General features: G+C 72.0%; 16 protein-coding genes. 10 read left to right on the top strand and 6 right to left on the bottom strand.

Annotated elements, in window-relative coordinates; translation table 11 throughout:
• Positions 1-16: 16 nt before the first annotated feature.
• Positions 17-787 (bottom strand): alpha/beta fold hydrolase, encoded by a 771-nt coding sequence (locus DEJ43_RS22680; RefSeq protein WP_015035714.1) that lies wholly within the window; start codon positions 785-787, stop codon positions 17-19.
• Between the two features lie 183 nt (positions 788-970).
• Here DEJ43_RS22680 and DEJ43_RS22675 point away from each other — a divergent pair, with 183 nt between their 5' ends.
• Genes DEJ43_RS22675 through DEJ43_RS22665 form a run of 3 tightly spaced genes read left to right on the top strand, consistent with a single transcriptional unit; the run spans position 971 to position 2,675 of the window.
• Positions 971-1,405: a hypothetical protein gene (locus tag DEJ43_RS22675; protein WP_015035713.1), complete on the top strand. Its 435-nt coding sequence runs from the start codon at positions 971-973 to the stop codon at positions 1,403-1,405.
• 39 nt (positions 1,406-1,444) lie between these two features.
• A complete protein-coding gene (locus DEJ43_RS22670; protein ID WP_418361351.1) occupies positions 1,445-1,882 on the top strand; it encodes a thiol-disulfide oxidoreductase DCC family protein in 438 nt (145 codons plus the stop codon).
• Positions 1,883-1,892: 10 nt separating this feature from the next.
• Positions 1,893-2,675 (top strand): TetR/AcrR family transcriptional regulator, encoded by a 783-nt coding sequence (locus DEJ43_RS22665; RefSeq protein WP_015035711.1) that lies wholly within the window; start codon positions 1,893-1,895, stop codon positions 2,673-2,675.
• Between the two features lie 76 nt (positions 2,676-2,751).
• On the opposite strand, the gene DEJ43_RS22660 is transcribed toward DEJ43_RS22665, so the two are convergent.
• Both DEJ43_RS22660 and DEJ43_RS22655 read right to left on the bottom strand, forming a co-directional pair.
• On the bottom strand, positions 2,752-4,305 hold the full coding sequence (locus DEJ43_RS22660; RefSeq protein WP_015035710.1) for an ABC transporter substrate-binding protein: 1,554 nt from the start codon (positions 4,303-4,305) through the stop codon (positions 2,752-2,754).
• A gap of 193 nt (positions 4,306-4,498) precedes the next feature.
• Entirely contained in the window at positions 4,499-5,728 is a 1,230-nt protein-coding gene (locus DEJ43_RS22655; protein WP_015035709.1) for a metallophosphoesterase, read from the bottom strand.
• Positions 5,729-5,858: 130 nt separating this feature from the next.
• Between DEJ43_RS22655 and DEJ43_RS38235 the strand changes: the two genes are divergently transcribed.
• From DEJ43_RS38235 to DEJ43_RS22640, 3 genes are all read left to right on the top strand, one after another.
• On the top strand, positions 5,859-6,095 hold the full coding sequence (locus tag DEJ43_RS38235; RefSeq protein ID WP_015035708.1) for an SCO4848 family membrane protein: 237 nt from the start codon (positions 5,859-5,861) through the stop codon (positions 6,093-6,095).
• 114 nt (positions 6,096-6,209) lie between these two features.
• A complete protein-coding gene (locus DEJ43_RS22645; protein WP_015035707.1) occupies positions 6,210-6,791 on the top strand; it encodes a hypothetical protein in 582 nt (193 codons plus the stop codon).
• A gap of 251 nt (positions 6,792-7,042) precedes the next feature.
• Positions 7,043-8,323: a D-alanyl-D-alanine carboxypeptidase family protein gene (locus tag DEJ43_RS22640; protein WP_015035706.1), complete on the top strand. Its 1,281-nt coding sequence runs from the start codon at positions 7,043-7,045 to the stop codon at positions 8,321-8,323.
• Here the strand turns inward: DEJ43_RS22640 and DEJ43_RS22635 are convergent.
• Positions 8,235-9,203, bottom strand: coding sequence for a YihY/virulence factor BrkB family protein (locus tag DEJ43_RS22635; protein ID WP_051025918.1), 969 nt, complete (start codon positions 9,201-9,203; stop codon positions 8,235-8,237). The two genes, DEJ43_RS22640 and DEJ43_RS22635, sit on opposite strands and share 89 nt — an antisense overlap.
• Before the next feature lie 221 nt (positions 9,204-9,424).
• Here DEJ43_RS22635 and dprE1 point away from each other — a divergent pair, with 221 nt between their 5' ends.
• Complete coding sequence (dprE1, locus tag DEJ43_RS22630) at positions 9,425-10,801, top strand: decaprenylphosphoryl-beta-D-ribose oxidase (RefSeq protein WP_015035704.1); 1,377 nt, start codon at positions 9,425-9,427, stop codon at positions 10,799-10,801.
• A gap of 8 nt (positions 10,802-10,809) precedes the next feature.
• A complete protein-coding gene (gene dprE2, locus DEJ43_RS22625; RefSeq protein WP_015035703.1) occupies positions 10,810-11,565 on the top strand; it encodes a decaprenylphospho-beta-D-erythro-pentofuranosid-2-ulose 2-reductase in 756 nt (251 codons plus the stop codon).
• A 97-nt stretch (positions 11,566-11,662) separates the two neighbouring features.
• On the opposite strand, the gene DEJ43_RS22620 is transcribed toward dprE2, so the two are convergent.
• Together DEJ43_RS22620 and trpS are read right to left on the bottom strand one after the other, a co-directional pair.
• A complete protein-coding gene (locus tag DEJ43_RS22620) occupies positions 11,663-12,259 on the bottom strand; it encodes a 2'-5' RNA ligase family protein (RefSeq protein ID WP_015035702.1) in 597 nt (198 codons plus the stop codon).
• Between the two features lie 160 nt (positions 12,260-12,419).
• A complete protein-coding gene (trpS, locus tag DEJ43_RS22615) occupies positions 12,420-13,433 on the bottom strand; it encodes a tryptophan--tRNA ligase (RefSeq protein ID WP_015035701.1) in 1,014 nt (337 codons plus the stop codon).
• Between the two features lie 56 nt (positions 13,434-13,489).
• Here trpS and DEJ43_RS22610 point away from each other — a divergent pair, with 56 nt between their 5' ends.
• Positions 13,490-14,125 carry an RNA polymerase sigma factor gene (locus DEJ43_RS22610; RefSeq protein WP_041662789.1) on the top strand — a complete coding sequence of 212 codons (636 nt, stop codon included), beginning with the start codon at positions 13,490-13,492 and terminating at the stop codon, positions 14,123-14,125.
• Positions 14,118-14,918, top strand: coding sequence for a hypothetical protein (locus DEJ43_RS22605; protein ID WP_015035699.1), 801 nt, complete (start codon positions 14,118-14,120; stop codon positions 14,916-14,918). Before DEJ43_RS22610 ends, DEJ43_RS22605 begins: the two co-directional genes overlap by 8 nt.
• The last annotated feature ends 12 nt before the right edge of the window (positions 14,919-14,930 follow it).

Raw genomic sequence — 14,930 nt, 5'->3', positions numbered from 1 at the left:
CAGGGACCTTCGCCTGCTAGCGGATCGCCGGCTCCGCGAGGAAGGCGGTGAGGAGCCGGGCCGTCTCCTCCGGCCTTTCGAGCGCGGGGAGGTGACCGGCCCAGTCGAGGTCGACGCGGCGGGCGCCGGGCAGCAGCCGGGTGAGGTCGTCGGCGATCGCCCGGAAGTCGGGGAGGTCGTGGGCGCCGACGGCGACGAGGGCGGGGACCTCGATCCCGGCGAGGTCGTCGGCGGTGACCTCGGGGCTCACGGGCGAAAACTCCTCGGGCGCGGCGAGCTGGAGCTCGAAGGCGCGCCGCTGCATCTCCCGGACGAGGGCGCGGGCCTCCGGTCCGGCCTCGGGGCCGAGCCAGGTGTCGACGTTGAGCTCGACGGCGCCGTCCAGGTCCCCCGCTTCGAGCAGTTCGTCCTCCCGGCCGCCCCAGGCGCGCAGCGCGTCGCTCGGCACGAAGCCGGGCATCGCGGAGCCGAGCAGGGCGAGCGCGGAGACGTGCCCCGGGTGGCGGGCGGCGAGCTCCAGGGCGACCTCGCCGCCGAAGGAGGAGCCGACGACGACGGCCGGTGCGGCGCCGAGGTGGTCGAGCAGGTCGCGGACGTCGTCGGCATGGGTGTGCGGGGCGTCGACGGGGGTGTCGCCGAAGCCGCGGAGGTCGCAGCGGACGACCCGGTGGCCGGCCTCCGCGAGGGCGTGGAACTGACCGTCCCACATCCGGCGGTCGCAGACCCCCGAGTGGAGCAGGAGAACGGTCGAGGGGCCGTCGCCGGCCAGGTCATGAGTGAGCGTCATCCGGCGACCCTAGGCGGTGGGACGGGTGCCGGCCAGCAGGTTTCCACCTCGGCCTGACCCTGCGCCCGACCCCGCGCCCGAACCTGCGCCGGACCCCACCCTCGACCCTGACTTGAACACGTTCAAAGAGAGGTCTACAGTCATGACCGCCAGCTTTTGAACGCGTTCAAGGGAGGGTGGGGCATGGACCTCACTGTCATCGCGTACATCGCCTATCTGCTGATCAGCGTGGCCCTGACCATCTGGGTCGCACGCACCCTCAGCCGCAACGGAAGGATCTTCCTCGCGGACGTCCTGCACGGGAACGAGAAGCTCGCCGACGCGGTCAACCACCTCCTCGTGGTCGGCTTCTACCTCGTCAACTTCGGCTTCGTCGCCCTCTACCTCAGCCAGGACGACGCCGTCCTCGACGCCCGCGCCCTCTTCGAGGCCCTCTCCGTGAAGCTCGGGGTCGTCCTGCTCGTCCTCGGCGTGATGCACCTGGGGAACGTGTACGTCCTCAACAAGATCCGCCGCCGCGGGGCGATGGAGCGCGAGCAGGTCCCGCCGGTCGGCCCGCAGGGCTGGACCCCCGCCCCCAAGGGCGGCCCCTGGGCCCCGCCCGCGCCCCAGGGCTGAGGGGGCAGGGCCGTGCGGACACCCGTGGGACGCCTGACCGTGCTGTACGACGCAGACTGCCCGCTCTGCGTGCACCTCAGGCACTGGCTGCTCCGCCAGCGGCAGCTCGTCCCGCTCGACCTCGTACCGGCGGGCTCGCGGGAGGCCATGCGCCGCTTCCCCGCCCTCGACCACGCCGCCACCCTGCGGGAGATCACCGTGGTCGGCGACCGGGGCCAGGTCTACCGGGAGACCTCCGCCTGGATCGTCTGCCTCTGGGCGCTGGCCGAACACCGGCCCAAGGCCCACTGGCTGGCCACCCCCGCCGGGCAGCCGTTCGCCCGGATGACCGTGCTCGCGGCGGCGAAGTGGCGCGAGGCCCTCAAGGGGCCGGACCGGGGGGACTGGCCGGGCGGGGACGGGCCCGCGGAGGGCGGGTCCGCGCGGGACGGGCTCTGCGCGGACGGGCACTGCGAGGTGCCCGGTCCGCCCGGTTAGGCTCGGCCTTGTGAAGGACGTGACGGAAGAGAAGAAGGCCGACGAGAAGCCGGCCGAGGAGAAGAAGGCCCCGAAGAGCGAGCAGACCCGCACGCTCATCCTCGAAACCGCGCTCCGGCTGTTCAAGGAGCGCGGTTACGACAAGACGACGATGCGGGCCATCGCCCAGGAGGCCGGGGTCTCCGTCGGCAACGCGTACTACTACTTCTCCTCCAAGGAGCACCTCGTCCAGGGCTTCTACGACCGGATCGCCGAGGAGCACCAGACGGCCGTCGAGCCCATCCTGACCGGTGACGAGAAGGACCTCACCGCGCGGATCCGCGGGGTCTACCTCGGCTGGCTCGACATCGCCGAGCCGTACCACGAGTTCGCGGCCCAGTTCTTCAAGAACGCCGCCGACCCGGACAGCCCGCTCAGCCCCTTCTCGCCCGAGTCGGAGGGCCCGCGCGAAGCCGCGATCGAGGTCCACCGGCGGGTCATCTCCGGCGCCTCGGTGAAGGTCGACCCGGAACTGCGGGAGGCCCTCCCGCAGTTGCTGTGGCTCCAGCAGATGGGCCTGGTCCTCTTCTGGGTCTACGACCGCTCGGAGGGCGCCGCCAACAGCCGCCGCCTGGTGGAGCGGCTCGCGCCGGTCACCGCCCGGGCGATCTCGCTCTCCCGCTTCCGCATCCTGCGCCCGCTCGTCAAGGAGACGCACGAGCTGCTCTCCGACTTCATGCCCACGGCGGCCGGGATGGCGGCCTCGGGCAAGCCCAAGAAGCGGGCGAACCCGAAGCCGCCGGAGACCTCGTGAGAGCGGAGGACCCCGTGAGGCCCGGGGCCTGACGGGACAGGCCCCGAGCCCGAGCCCGGGCCCGCCCCATCGGGCCCTAGATCCAGCTGAGCTCCCACAGGCGCCACACGCCCGTACCGTCCGTCAGGTACTGGGAGCCGGCGACCTCCTCGGTGGAGAGGACGTAGTCCTTCTTCTGCCACAGCGGGACGAGCGGCACCTCGGCGGCGACCTCGCTCTGGATGTCCTTGAAGTCGGACGTCGCCCGGGAGCGGTCGCTGAACTGCTGGGTCGAGGCGATCAGGGTGTCGATCCGCTTGCTGGAGAAGCCGTTGTGCAGGGTGTTCCCGGTGCCGACGAGCGGCGCCGTGAAGCTGTCGGAGTCCGGGAAGTCGGGGAGCCAGCCGACGGTGTACGCGTCGTAGGTGCCCTTCGCGTACGCCTTCTGGAACTCCGTCCACTTGACCTCGACGGCCTCGACCTGGAACAGGCCGGTCTCCTCCAGCTGCCGCTTGATCTCGGCGGTCTCGGCGCCGTAGGTGGCGTCCGCGCGGTAGCCGAAGGTGAACTTCACCGGGGTCGTGATGCCGGCGTCCGCCAGGAGCTGCTTCGCCTTCTTCGGGTTGGGCGCCGGGTAGACGTCGTAGAAGGCGGTGCTGTGCCCGACGAAGCCCTGCGGGATCAGCGAGTACAGCGGCTCGACCGTGCCCTTGTAGGCGCCGGTGGTGATCGCCGGGCGGTCGAGGACGGCCGCGACCGCCTGCCGTACGGCCTTGTCGGCCATGGGCGAGCCGGGCCGCACATTGAAGTTGAGGTTGCGGATCTCGGCGCTCTCCGCCTCGGTGACCCGGGTCCCGTCCTTGGTGTCCAGGTCCGCCACGAAGCCCGGCGGCAGCTGCCGGTGCGTCACCTGCACGTCCTTCGACTTCCAGGCCTTGGCCAGGTCCTCGGACTGCGCGAAGTACTTCACCCGGACCGGGCCGCCGCCCTTGGTGACGGCGCCGCGGTACTTCGGGTTGGGTTCGAGGAGCGCGGACCCGCCCGGCTTGTACTCCTTGAGGACGTACGGCCCCGAGCCGTCCACCGCGGGGTCCGTCCGCAGCCGGTCGGCCGGGTAGTGGTCCCTGTCGACGATCGAACCGGCGCCCGTGGCCACCTTCAGCGGGAACGTGGCGTCCCGGCCGCTCAGATGGAACGTGACGGTACGGCCCTCGGCCGAGACCCGCTGCAGGGTCGGGAAGAGCGCCTGCGGACCGACGTCCGTCTTGATCCGCAGCATCCGCTCGAAGGAGTACTTGACGTCCTCGACCGTGACCTTGCGCCCGTTGGAGAACGTGAGGTCGTCGCGGAGCGTGCACTGGTACGTCGTGAGCTTCGTGCCCACGAACTTGCAGCTCTCCGCCGCGTCGGGAACGGGGGTCGTGAACCCCGGCTTGAACGTCAGCAGCGACTGGAAGACGTTGCTGTACATGGCCCAGGAACCGGCGTCGTACGCGCCGGCCGGGTCCAGTGAAGTGACCTCGTCGGTCGTGCCGACGCTGATCGGATCGGTACGGCCGCCGTCGGAGGGCAGGAGTTGCCAGCCCCCCACTCCGGCGGCCACCAGTACTCCACAAGTGATGAGGATCCGCAGACGGACCGTCGACCGCATTGCCGTGCTTCCTTTATTCGTCCCACCCCAACGGCGACGGCCCCCGGAAACGTCGCGATGTGCGCATCCCATCACACGGCCTTCACAAGCGGAAGAGAAAACTTTCACACCACATGTATATGTCCGGGAAATGCGAATTTAAGCCGATGAGCAGCACGTATCGGCCTCTGCGCGGGGAGTGACCCTGTCCCGATCAGGCCTGTTTCGAGGCGAGTTCGACGATCGTGATGTCCGAGGGCGCGCCGACCCGGACGGGCGGCCCCCAGGCACCCGCGCCCCGGGACACGTACAACTGGGTGTCCCCGTACCGCTCGAGACCCGCCACGGTCGGATTGGCCAGTTCGGCGAGGAAGTTGCCCGGCCACAGCTGGCCGCCGTGGGTGTGACCGGAGAGCTGGAGGTCCACCCCGTGGCGTACGGCGTCGTGGACGACGATCGGCTGGTGCGCGAGGAGCACCGCGGCCCGGGCCCGGTCCCGGTCGCCGAGGGCCCGGACGAAGTCGGGGCCCTGGCCCTCGCTCTCCCCCGCGACGTCGTCGACGCCCGCGAGGTCGAAGCCGGCCGCGATCTCCACGCGGTCGTTGCGCAGCGGGCGCAGGCCGAGCTCGCGGACGTGGTCGACCCAGGCGTCGGCGCCCGAGAAGTACTCGTGGTTTCCCGTCACGAAGAAGGAGCCGTGCCGGGCACGGAGCCGGGCGAGCGGCTCGGCGGCGGAGCCGAGGTTCTCGACGGTGCCGTCGACGAGGTCGCCGACGACCGCGATCAGATCGGGCTGCGCGGAGTTGAGGGTGTCGACGATGCGCTGGGTGTGGGCGCGGCCGAGGATCGGCCCGAGGTGGATGTCGGAGACGACGGCGATGCGGTAGCCGTGCGCGGCCCGCGGCACCTTGGCGAGCGGCACGGTGACCCGCTTGATCCGGGGCCCGCGCAGCACGCCGTACGTACCGACGCCGACGGTACCGACCGCGGCGGCGGCCGCGGCACCACCGACGACCCGGGAGACGAAGAGCCGCCGGGAGACGTCGGAGACGGCACCCGAGGAGGCGGGCCCGGCGGCCCCCTCCGCCGGCGCCGGTACGGGCGTCTCGGCCGGGGCCCGGTGCGCGCGGCGGGTGAGCCAGGCGCGCAGCACCGGCCGGACGGCCTCACCGACGACCAGCGCCAGCGTCACGTACAGCAGCAGGGCGAGCCACAGGAATCCCGGCCAGGCGACCACCTGCTGGAGCACGAAGGGGGCGCCGGCGCGGGAGGAGGCGAGGGCGGCGAAGGAGAGCAGCGGCAGCACCACGACGGCGACCGTCCCCAGCCGGCGCGGCAGACTCCCGCGCACCGTGACGTCCCGTACGAGCCGCCGCCACACGTACCAGTGCACCGCACCGAGCAGCGCGAGCACCACGATCAGAACCAGCAGAAACACCACCACGCCCCGAACCCCTCTCCCACCGCAAGCGCGGCTCTACCCGACCTCACGGGTTACCTGGACCCCGCCGCAGGCCCACGGCAGGCCCGTTCGATACTGACTGGGCACGGCCACCCACCCCGAAGGACGTCCCATGAAGCTCAGCCGCCGCGTCTCCTGGTTCCTGCTCGCGTTCGGCGTGTGGTCCTGGGTGATCTGGGTGACCTTCGCGAAGAACCTCTGGAAGGACGGGAGCGGCCTCGCCTTCGACGACGCGGGAAACCCGACGGCGTACTTCTGGGTCCACCTCGCCCTCGCTGTCACGTCGTTCATCCTAGGGACGGCCGTCGGCGCGATCGGCCTCCGGGGCGTCCGAGCAAGCAAGAAGTAAAGCCCCGCCGCTGCGCCACGGGGGAGGCGCACGGACGGGGCGGTCCGCCACCGAGCTGCGTATGGGGCATTGCAGAGAGACACTGAAAACGGGCTCCGCCTCTAGGAGGCATTCATGGGTGGTGAGCCTGCGACAGAGTCACGAGGAAGTAGGCTGCGGACCCACATCGGCTGGTGGGTGGGTATCTCCTCAGCGGCCATCGGCATCTTGGCCTTCTTCCTGACGCGGTGCGAGAGCGACGCCCCGAGTCTCGGCGAGTGGCGGGCCAAGGCGGACGCGATCTGCGAGCAGGAGTTTCCCGGCGTCATTCAGAAGATGCAGGCTTCGGACGCAGCTTTTCTTGAGCTACTGCGGAAACCCGAGCCCACGCAAGTCGACCGAAACACCGCGTCGGAAGCAGCGCAGGAAGTCTCCGTGTCCATGCGGCACCTGGTGGGGAGTTGGCGCGCGCTGGAGCAGCCGGACGAACGGCGCGGTGAGATCGATGCACTTCACACCGCCGGCGCCGATTTCAGTGAGGCGTACGCGAGCTTCTCGTCGGCAATTTATTCCGACGAATACATGGACGAGGTGTACGGAGAACAGGAAGAAGCCGCACTCACTGCTCTCACTCATCAGATAGAGGTCCTCGACCTGAAGGAGTGCAAGGTTCAGGTCGGCGGTCCGGAGGACGAGGGCGAGATCATCGTCCCGTGACGGTCGCGGCGGGCCTTTCACCGGCCTGCTCCGCGACTGCCGCGATCAGCGCGAGGATCGGGTGGATCCCAACCGCTCCTTCCGCCGTCTTTGAAGGCATGAACAGTTTCCTCCCCTCCGCTCGCCTCCAGCGCCTCGCCTGGCGCCCAGAACCACCGTCCGCCTCAGGGGCCCCGCGGACGGGTGGTCGGGGTTGGGTGAACCGCCAGCCGGGGTTCGGATCGTTCTTCCGTACCTGTACGTTCACGACCGTGTCTGCTTCGAAGAAGACCGCTTGGACGGTCGCCGCTGCTCTCCTCCTTCCGCTCGTCGTCTCCGGGCCCGCGCACGCGGACACGAAGGACGGGAAGGACAAGCAGCCCAAGCCACCCCACGCGATGTCCTCGCTCGGCGGGCCGCTGCTCGGTAACCCCGGAACCCAGGTGAAGCTGGGGCCCGGCGCCCCCGTGCTGCCGAAGGAGCTGTCCGGGCGTTCGTGGATCGTCGCGGACGCCGAGAGCGGCGAGATCCTCGCCGCGCACAACGCACACTGGCCGCTCGCCCCGGCCTCCACGCTCAAGATGCTCTTCGCGGACACCCTGCTGCCGAAGTTCCCCGACGCGACGCAGAAGCACCTGGTCACCACCACGGACCTCGCCGGGATAGGAGAGGGCTCCAGCCTGGTCGGCATCAAGGAGAAGCAGACCTACACCGTCCACGACCTGTGGCTCGGCGTCTTCCTCCGCTCGGGCAACGACGCCGTCCACGTCCTGACCAGCATGAACAACGGCCTTCGGCAGACCGTGAAGGACATGAACGACCACGCGGCCGAGCTCCAGGCGCTCGACACCCACGTGGTCTCCCCGGACGGCTACGACGCCCCGGGCCAGGTCTCGTCCGCGTACGACCTGACGCTCATCGCCCGCAACGGCATGCAGAAGAAGGACTTCCGCGAGTACGCGGCCACGCCCCGCGCCGCCTTCCCCGGCGAGCAGAAGCCCGGCAAGAAGCGCGAGACCTTCGAGATCCAGAACACCAACCGGCTGCTCACCGGTGACCTCGGCGTCGCCCCGTACCAGGGCATCGCGGGCGTCAAGAACGGCAACACCACGCACGCCGGCGCCACCTTCACCGGCGTCGCGGAGCGGAACGGCAGGGTCCTGCTCGTCACCGTGATGAACCCCTCCTCGAAGGAGCAGCACGCCGTCTACCGGGAGGCCGCCCGGCTGCTCGACTGGGGCTTCGCGGCGGCCGGCAAGGTGACCCCGGTCGGCGAGCTGGTGCGGCCGCGCTCGGCCCGTACCGAGTCGACCGCCCCCGGCGACGGCACGGCCCCGGCGCCCGGCAAGAACGCCCCGGAGGGCACCACTCCGGTCGCCGCCGAGGAGCGGTCCGGCGGCGTCGGGATCGCGCTCGGCGTGGCGGGCGGGGTGCTGGTGCTCCTCGCGGGCGCGGTCTTCCTGGTCAACCGCCGTTGGCCGCTGGCCGGGGCGGCGGGACGTCGTCGCCGTTCCCGGCGGACCCCGGATGTGAATCCGGACGTGAATCCGTAGCGGTCCCGGGGCGGCCGTCGTCCCCGGACTCCCCGCGGGAACCGGTGGCCGTCCACGCGGCGCAGTACAGCAGCAGCTTCGCGGTGAAGTTGATCCAGAGCAGCAGGGCGACCGGCACGCCGAACGCCCCGTACATCGACTTCGCCGCGACGCCCCGCATGTAGCCGCCGAGCAGCAGCTTCAGCAGCTCGAAGCCGACCGCGCCCATGAGCGCCGCCACCACCAGCCGGCGCCGCGGCGGGTGCACTCCGGGCAGCAGCGTCAGCACGTACAGCAGGATCAGGAAGTCGGCGACGACGGCGACCAGGACGGCGGCCACCTGGAGGAAGAAGCCGCCCGCCCCGTCACCCGGGATGCCGAGGCGGTCGGCGGTCCAGCCGACCGTGGTGGAGCCGAGCCAGGACGCGGCGAGCGAGGCGAGCGCGACGCCACCGAGGCCGACCAGGACGAGTGCGTCCTTGCCCTTGAGCAGGATCGGGTTGCCCTCGATGTCGTCGAGTCCCCACACCGCGCGCAGGCAGTCCCGCATGGCGCCGATCCAGCTGATGCCGGTGACGAGGAGCACCGCGCCCGCGACGAGTCCGACGGTGCCGGCGTTGGCGACGAGCCCGCCGATGTCGAGCTGGTCGGAGATCCCCGGCACCTGGTCGCCGATCTTCTCCTCGATCTTGTCGAGCTGCTCCTCGCTGAGGAGCGCGGCCCCGATCGCGGCCGCGACGGTGATCAGCGGGAAGAGCGCGAGGAAGGAGAGGAAGGTGATCGCGGCGGCGAGCCGGGTCCAGTGCGCCGCGTCGAGGGTCTCGTACGAGCGCCACGCGTGCGTGCGCATCAGCCGGGCGACCCAGGGGCCGATCACGGGGAGCTTGGTCAGCCAGTCCATGTCGTACGTCCACTCCTCGGTCCGTGCGGGCGCGCGGGGCACGCGGTACGGGAGCCCCGTCGTACGCCTTCCCGGTCTTCGGGTCGCCAGTACGGGAACCTCCCGTACGAGAATCCCCCGCCGGGGCCCACACGCCCGCGAGCGACATCCCGTACGCCCATTTCGACGAACCGCCATGCAATACCGGCATAAGCGACAGACGCGGCTATACGGTCACCTTCATGGCTGTCGAGACCCACGTCCTGGACGACGACTGCGAGGCGATCACCGGCTGGGGACGCACCGCGCCCACCCTCGCGCGCGTGCACCGGCCCCGCGGCCACGCCGAGGTCGTCGACTCCGTCCGTTCCTCCGGTGCCCGCGGGACGATCGCCCGTGGTCTCGGCCGGGCCGCCGGGGACGCCGCGCAGAACGCCGGCGGCACCGTCCTCGACATGACCGGCCTCGCCCGGATCCTGTCCGTCGACCCCGCCGCCGGGCTCGTCACCTGCGAGGCGGGCGTCAGCCTGCACCGGCTGATGGAGGCGCTGCTGCCGCACGGCTGGTTCGTGCCGGTCTCCCCCGGCACCCGGTACGTCACCGTCGGCGGGGCGATCGGCGCCGACGTCCACGGCAGGAACCACCACCTCTCGGGTTCCTTCGCCCGGCACGTGACCGCGCTCCGACTCCTCACCGCCGACGGCGAGATCCGGACCGTGCTCCCCGGCACCCCGCTCTTCGACGCCACCGCCGGCGGCATGGGGCTGACCGGGGTGATCCTCTCCGCCACCCTGCGGCTGCTGCCCGTCGGGACCTCCCTCATGCGGGTGGTCACCGAACGGGCCCGGGACCTCGACGACCTGATGGCCCGGCTCATCGCCGACGACCACCGCCACCGCTACTCCGCCGCCCGGATCGACCTGCTCGCCCGGGGCGCCGCCACCGGGCGCGCCGTCCTCACCCGGGGCGACCACCTCCCGTACGACGCGCTGCCCCGCCGCCACCGGGCCCGCCGCGCGCCGCTCGTCTTCCGGCCGGGGCGGCTGCCCGGCCCGCCGCCGTACGTCCCCGGCGGGGTGCTCGGGCGCACTACCGTCGGGCTCTTCAACGAGCTCCGGTACCGGACGGCTCCCCGCGCGCGTACCGGCGGAATCCAGTCGCTCGCCGCCTTCTTCCATCCGCTCGACAGCGTGCCGCACTGGAACCGGATCCACGGCCGCGAGGGGTTCGTCCGGTACCGGTTCGTCGTCCCGTACGGGCGGGAGGAGGCACTGCGGACGGTGGTCCGGAGGATCGCGGACCGCGGCTGCCCCTCCTTCCGCGCCGTCCTCAAGCGCTTCGGCGCGGCCGACCCGGGCTGGCTCTCCTTCCCGCTGCCCGGCTGGGCCCTCGCCCTCGACCTGCCCACCGGTCTCCCCGGGCTCGGCGCGTTCCTCGACGGACTCGACGAGGAGGTCGCCGGCGCCGGCGGGCGGGTCCACCTCGCCGACGACGCGCGGGTACGGCCGGAGGTGCTGGCCGCGATGTACCCGCGGGTCGGCGAGTTCCGGGCGCTGCGCGCCGCGCTCGACCCCCGGTCCGTCTTCACCTCCGACCTCGCCCGCCGCCTCGACCTCTAGGAGCCCCCGTGAAGGACGCCTTCGGTGCCCCGCAGTCCCTGCTCGTCCTCGGCGGCACCTCCGAGATCGGGCTCGCCACCGCCCGGCGGCTGATCGCCCGCAGGACCCGTACCGTCTGGCTGGCCGGTCGCCCCTCCCCCGCGCTGACCGCCGCGGCGGACTCGCTGCGCGCGCTCGGCGCGGACGTGCGGACGGTGCCGTTCGACGCGCTCGACACCGAGGCGCACGAGGAGCGGCTCGGCAAGATCTTCACCGAGGGCGACATCGACATGGTGCTGCTCGCCTTCGGGGTCCTCGGCGACCAGGCGCGCGACGAGTCCGACCCGGTCGCCGCCGTCCGCGTCGCCCAGACCAACTACACGGGGGCCGTCTCGGCGGGCCTGGTGTGCGCGGGCGCGCTCCAGGCGCAGGGGCACGGTTCGCTGGTGGTGCTGTCCTCGGTGGCGGGCGAGCGGGCCCGCCGGGCGGACTTCATCTACGGCTCGTCGAAGGCGGGGCTCGACGCCTTCGCCCAGGGCCTCGGGGACGCGCTGCACGGCACCGGGGTGCACGTCATGGTCGTACGGCCCGGGTTCGTCCGCTCGAAGATGACGGCCGGGCTCGCGGAGGCGCCGCTCGCGACGACGCCCGAGGCCGTCGCGGGCGCGATCGAGCTGGGTCTGCGGCGCCGCTCGGAGACGGTGTGGGTGCCGGGGGCGCTGCGGGTGGTGATGGCGGCGGTGCGGCACGTGCCGAGGCCGCTGTTCCGGCGCCTGCCGGTGTGAGACCGGGGGCGGCCACCGAGGCCGGGGGCGGCGGTCGGGGTGGCTCGGACGCGGCGGGGGCGGCCACCGGGGTGGCCCGGGTGGCCCTCCGCGCGGGTCAGACGGCGGGAGTGGCCGTCGGGGTGTCGACCGGGCTGCCGCCCTGCGCCGGGACGGCCGAGATCGGGCGGCCGCTGCCGAACTCGTAGTCGTACAGCTTCCGCCACACCCCGTCCGCGCCCTGCTCGTACAGCGCGAAGGAACGGCAGGTCCAGGCCGCCTCGTACCCGGCGAGCTCCTCGAACGCCCGGTCCATCCCCTCCTCGGAGATGGCGTGCGCCACGGTGACGTGCGGGTGGTACGGGAACTGCAGCTCGCGCGCGAGCGGGCCGGCCTCGTCGCGAATCTGGTGCTGGAGCCGGTTGCAGGGGGACACGCCCTCCTGCAGCTTCACGAAGACGACCGGGGAGAGCGGGCGGAAGGTCCCGGTGCCCTTGAGGCGTACGGGGAACGGCTGGTAGCAGGCGGCGACACCGGCCAGGTGCGCCTCGATCTCCGGCAGGCGCTCCTCCGCGACCTCGGTCGGCGGGACGAGGGTGATGTGCGTGGGGATGCCGTGCGCGGCAGGGTCCCCGAAGCCGGCGCGCCGCTCCTGGAGCAGGCTGCCGTAGGGCTCCGGGACCGCGATCGAAACGCCGAGCGTTACGGTCCCCACGTCGTTCTCCTCCGTCGTCTGTCGGAATGTCGTCTGTCGGAATGTCGTCTGTGCCGTCGGCCGGGTGGTGCCGGGCGGTGCCGACCGGTGCCGGCCGGTGTCGGGTGGTGCAGCCGCCAGTGTGCGGCCTGCACCACCCTTTGGGCCAGGGTCCTTGGTCTCAGTGCTTGGCGGGCAGGAAGCCGATCCGCTCGTACGTCTGCGCCAGCGTCTCGGCGGCGACGGTACGGGCCTTCTCCGCGCCCTTGGCCAGGACCGAGTCCAGCGTCTCCGGGTCGTCCAGGTATTCCTGGGTGCGGGTCCGGAACGGCGTGACGAAGTCCACCATGACCTCGGCGAGATCCGTCTTCAGCGCGCCGTACATCTTGCCCTCGTAGCTCTTCTCCAGGTCCTCGACGGACGTGGCGGTGAGCGTGGACATGATCGTGAGCAGGTTGGAGACGCCGGCCTTGTTCTCCGGGTCGAAACGGATCACCGTCTCGGTGTCGGTGACCGCGCTCTTGACCTTCTTGGCGGTGGTCTTCGGGTCGTCCAGGAGGTTGATGAGGCCCTTCGGCGTGGACGCCGACTTGCTCATCTTGATCGCCGGGTCCTGGAGGTCGTAGATCTTCGCCGTCTCCTTGAGGATGTACGGCGCCGGGATCGTGAACGTCTCGCCGAAGCGGCCGTTGAAGCGCTCGGCGAGGTCGCGGGTCAGCTCGATGTGCTGGCGCTGGTCCTCGCCGACCGGGACCTGGTTGGCCTGGTAGAGCAGGATGTCCGCGACCTGGAGGATCGGGTACGTGAAGAGGCCGACGGTGGCGCGGTCGGCGCCCTGCTTCGCGGACTTGTCCTTGAACTGGGTCATGCGGGAGGCCTCGCCGAAACCGGTGAGGCAGTTCATGACCCAGCCGAGCTGGGCGTGCTCGGGGACGTGGCTCTGGACGAACAGGGTGCAGCGCTCCGGGTCGAGACCGGCGGCGAGCAGCTGGGCGGCGGCGAGCCGGGTGTTGGCGCGCAGCTCGGCGGGGTCCTGCGGAACCGTGATCGCGTGGAGGTCGACGACCATGTAGAACGCGTCGTGGGTCTCCTGCAGGGCGACCCACTGGCGGACGGCGCCGAGGTAGTTGCCGAGGTGGAACGAGCCTGCGGTGGGCTGGATTCCGGAGAGCACACGGGGACTGTCAGAGGCCATGCGACTCATTCTCTCAGGTGTGGGAACCGATCCCGGACTGCCGGTGTATCAAGAGTGTGAGGACGCGGGAGGGGGGCCTGGTCGACGACGAGGCCGTGGTGATCGCACGGGTGCGCGCCGGAGAGCCGGAGGCGTACGCGGAGCTGGTTCGCGCGCACACGGCGGTCGCGCTGAGAGCGGCGGTGGCGTGCGGTGCGGGCGCGGAGGCCGAGGACGTGGTGCAGCAGGCCTTCTTCAAGGCGTACCGCTCGCTGGGGCGGTTCAGGGAGGGCTCGGCGTTCCGGCCGTGGCTGCTGCGGATCGTCGTCAATGAGACCAGGAACACAGTGCGCTCGGCGGGTCGGCAGCGGGCCGTCGCCGATCGGGAGGCGGACCTGCTCGGGGGTGAGCCGCGGATACCGGAGTCGGCGGACCCGGCGGTCGCGGTGGAGGAGCGGGAGCGGAGCAGACGGCTGCTCGACGCGCTCGACGGACTGAGCGAGGAGCACCGGCAGGTGGTGATCCACCGCTATCTCCTGGAGCTGGACGAGACGGAGACGGCGCGGGCGCTGGGCTGGCCGAGGGGGACGGTGAAGTCCCGGCTGAGCCGGGCGCTGAAGAAGCTGGGCCGGGTGCTCGGGGAAGGGTTGGCGGAGGGGCCGGAAGGGCCCGACGGGCGGAAGGGATCGGAGGGAGGTGAGGGGCGTGGCTGACGAGGGACTGCCGGACGAGCTGAGGGAGCTGGGGCGGCGGCTGCGGGTGCCGGACGTGGACGGGGAGTCGATGGCCGAGCGGGTGCTCGCCCAGCTCCTCGCCGAGCGGGTGCCGACGCCGGTGCCGGAGCCGGAGTCCGCCCCGCGCCGCGCGTGGCGGTCGGTGCGGGGGTGGGCGCGGGCGCGGTGGCGGGCCCTGGTGGCGGGGTTGACCGGGGTGCTGGTCGTGCTGGTGCTCACGCCGCCGGTGCGGGCGGCGGTGGCGGACTGGTTCGGCTTCGGCGGGGTCGTCGTGCGGTACGACCCGGACGGGCACGGGGCCCCGGCCGGGGGCGCGGTGCCGGGGTGCCCGGAGCCGGTGCCCCTGGCGGAGGCCGGGCGGCTCGCGGGCTTCGAGCCGCTGATACCGAAGGCGCTGGGGGCGCCGGACGCGGTGGCGGTGACGGGGTCGGCCGAGCGGGGCCGGGCGGTGATCAGCCTGTGCTGGCGCGACGGGGGGCGGACGGTCCGGCTGGACGAGTTCCCCGCGCGGCTCGACATCGGCTTCGCCAAGCAGGTGCGGACGCAGCCGGAGTGGGTCGTTCTCCCGGACGGCGCGCACGGCTACTGGTTCGCGGCCCCGCATCTGCTGACCTTCCCGCTGACGGACGGGACGGGGTCGCCGTGGACCCATGAGGTCCGTACGGCGGGCCCCACGCTCCTCTGGACGAGGAACGGGGGCGCGCTCACCTTCCGTCTGGAGGGCATACCGACCCGGGAGGAGGCCCGGAGCGTGGCGGAGTCGACGGGCTGACGCCCGGGTCGG

This window comes from Streptomyces venezuelae ATCC 10712, assembly GCF_008639165.1.
Classification (GTDB): domain Bacteria; phylum Actinomycetota; class Actinomycetes; order Streptomycetales; family Streptomycetaceae; genus Streptomyces; species Streptomyces venezuelae.
This window is presented reverse-complemented; position numbering and strand designations above follow the sequence as displayed.

What these genes read in the sequence shown, in the direction of transcription:
- dprE1 (WP_015035704.1), top strand. Translation starts at nt 9,425, where the DNA reads ATGGCTGTCGAGACCCACGTCCTGGACGACGACTGCGAGGCGATCACC.
- DEJ43_RS22645 (WP_015035707.1), top strand. Translation starts at nt 6,210, where the DNA reads ATGGGTGGTGAGCCTGCGACAGAGTCACGAGGAAGTAGGCTGCGGACC.
- DEJ43_RS22635 (WP_051025918.1), bottom strand. Translation starts at nt 9,203, where the DNA reads ATGGACTGGCTGACCAAGCTCCCCGTGATCGGCCCCTGGGTCGCCCGG.
- DEJ43_RS22660 (WP_015035710.1), bottom strand. Translation starts at nt 4,305, where the DNA reads ATGCGGTCGACGGTCCGTCTGCGGATCCTCATCACTTGTGGAGTACTG.
- DEJ43_RS22680 (WP_015035714.1), bottom strand. Translation starts at nt 787, where the DNA reads ATGACGCTCACTCATGACCTGGCCGGCGACGGCCCCTCGACCGTTCTC.
- DEJ43_RS38235 (WP_015035708.1), top strand. Translation starts at nt 5,859, where the DNA reads ATGAAGCTCAGCCGCCGCGTCTCCTGGTTCCTGCTCGCGTTCGGCGTG.
- trpS (WP_015035701.1), bottom strand. Translation starts at nt 13,433, where the DNA reads ATGGCCTCTGACAGTCCCCGTGTGCTCTCCGGAATCCAGCCCACCGCA.
- DEJ43_RS22675 (WP_015035713.1), top strand. Translation starts at nt 971, where the DNA reads ATGGACCTCACTGTCATCGCGTACATCGCCTATCTGCTGATCAGCGTG.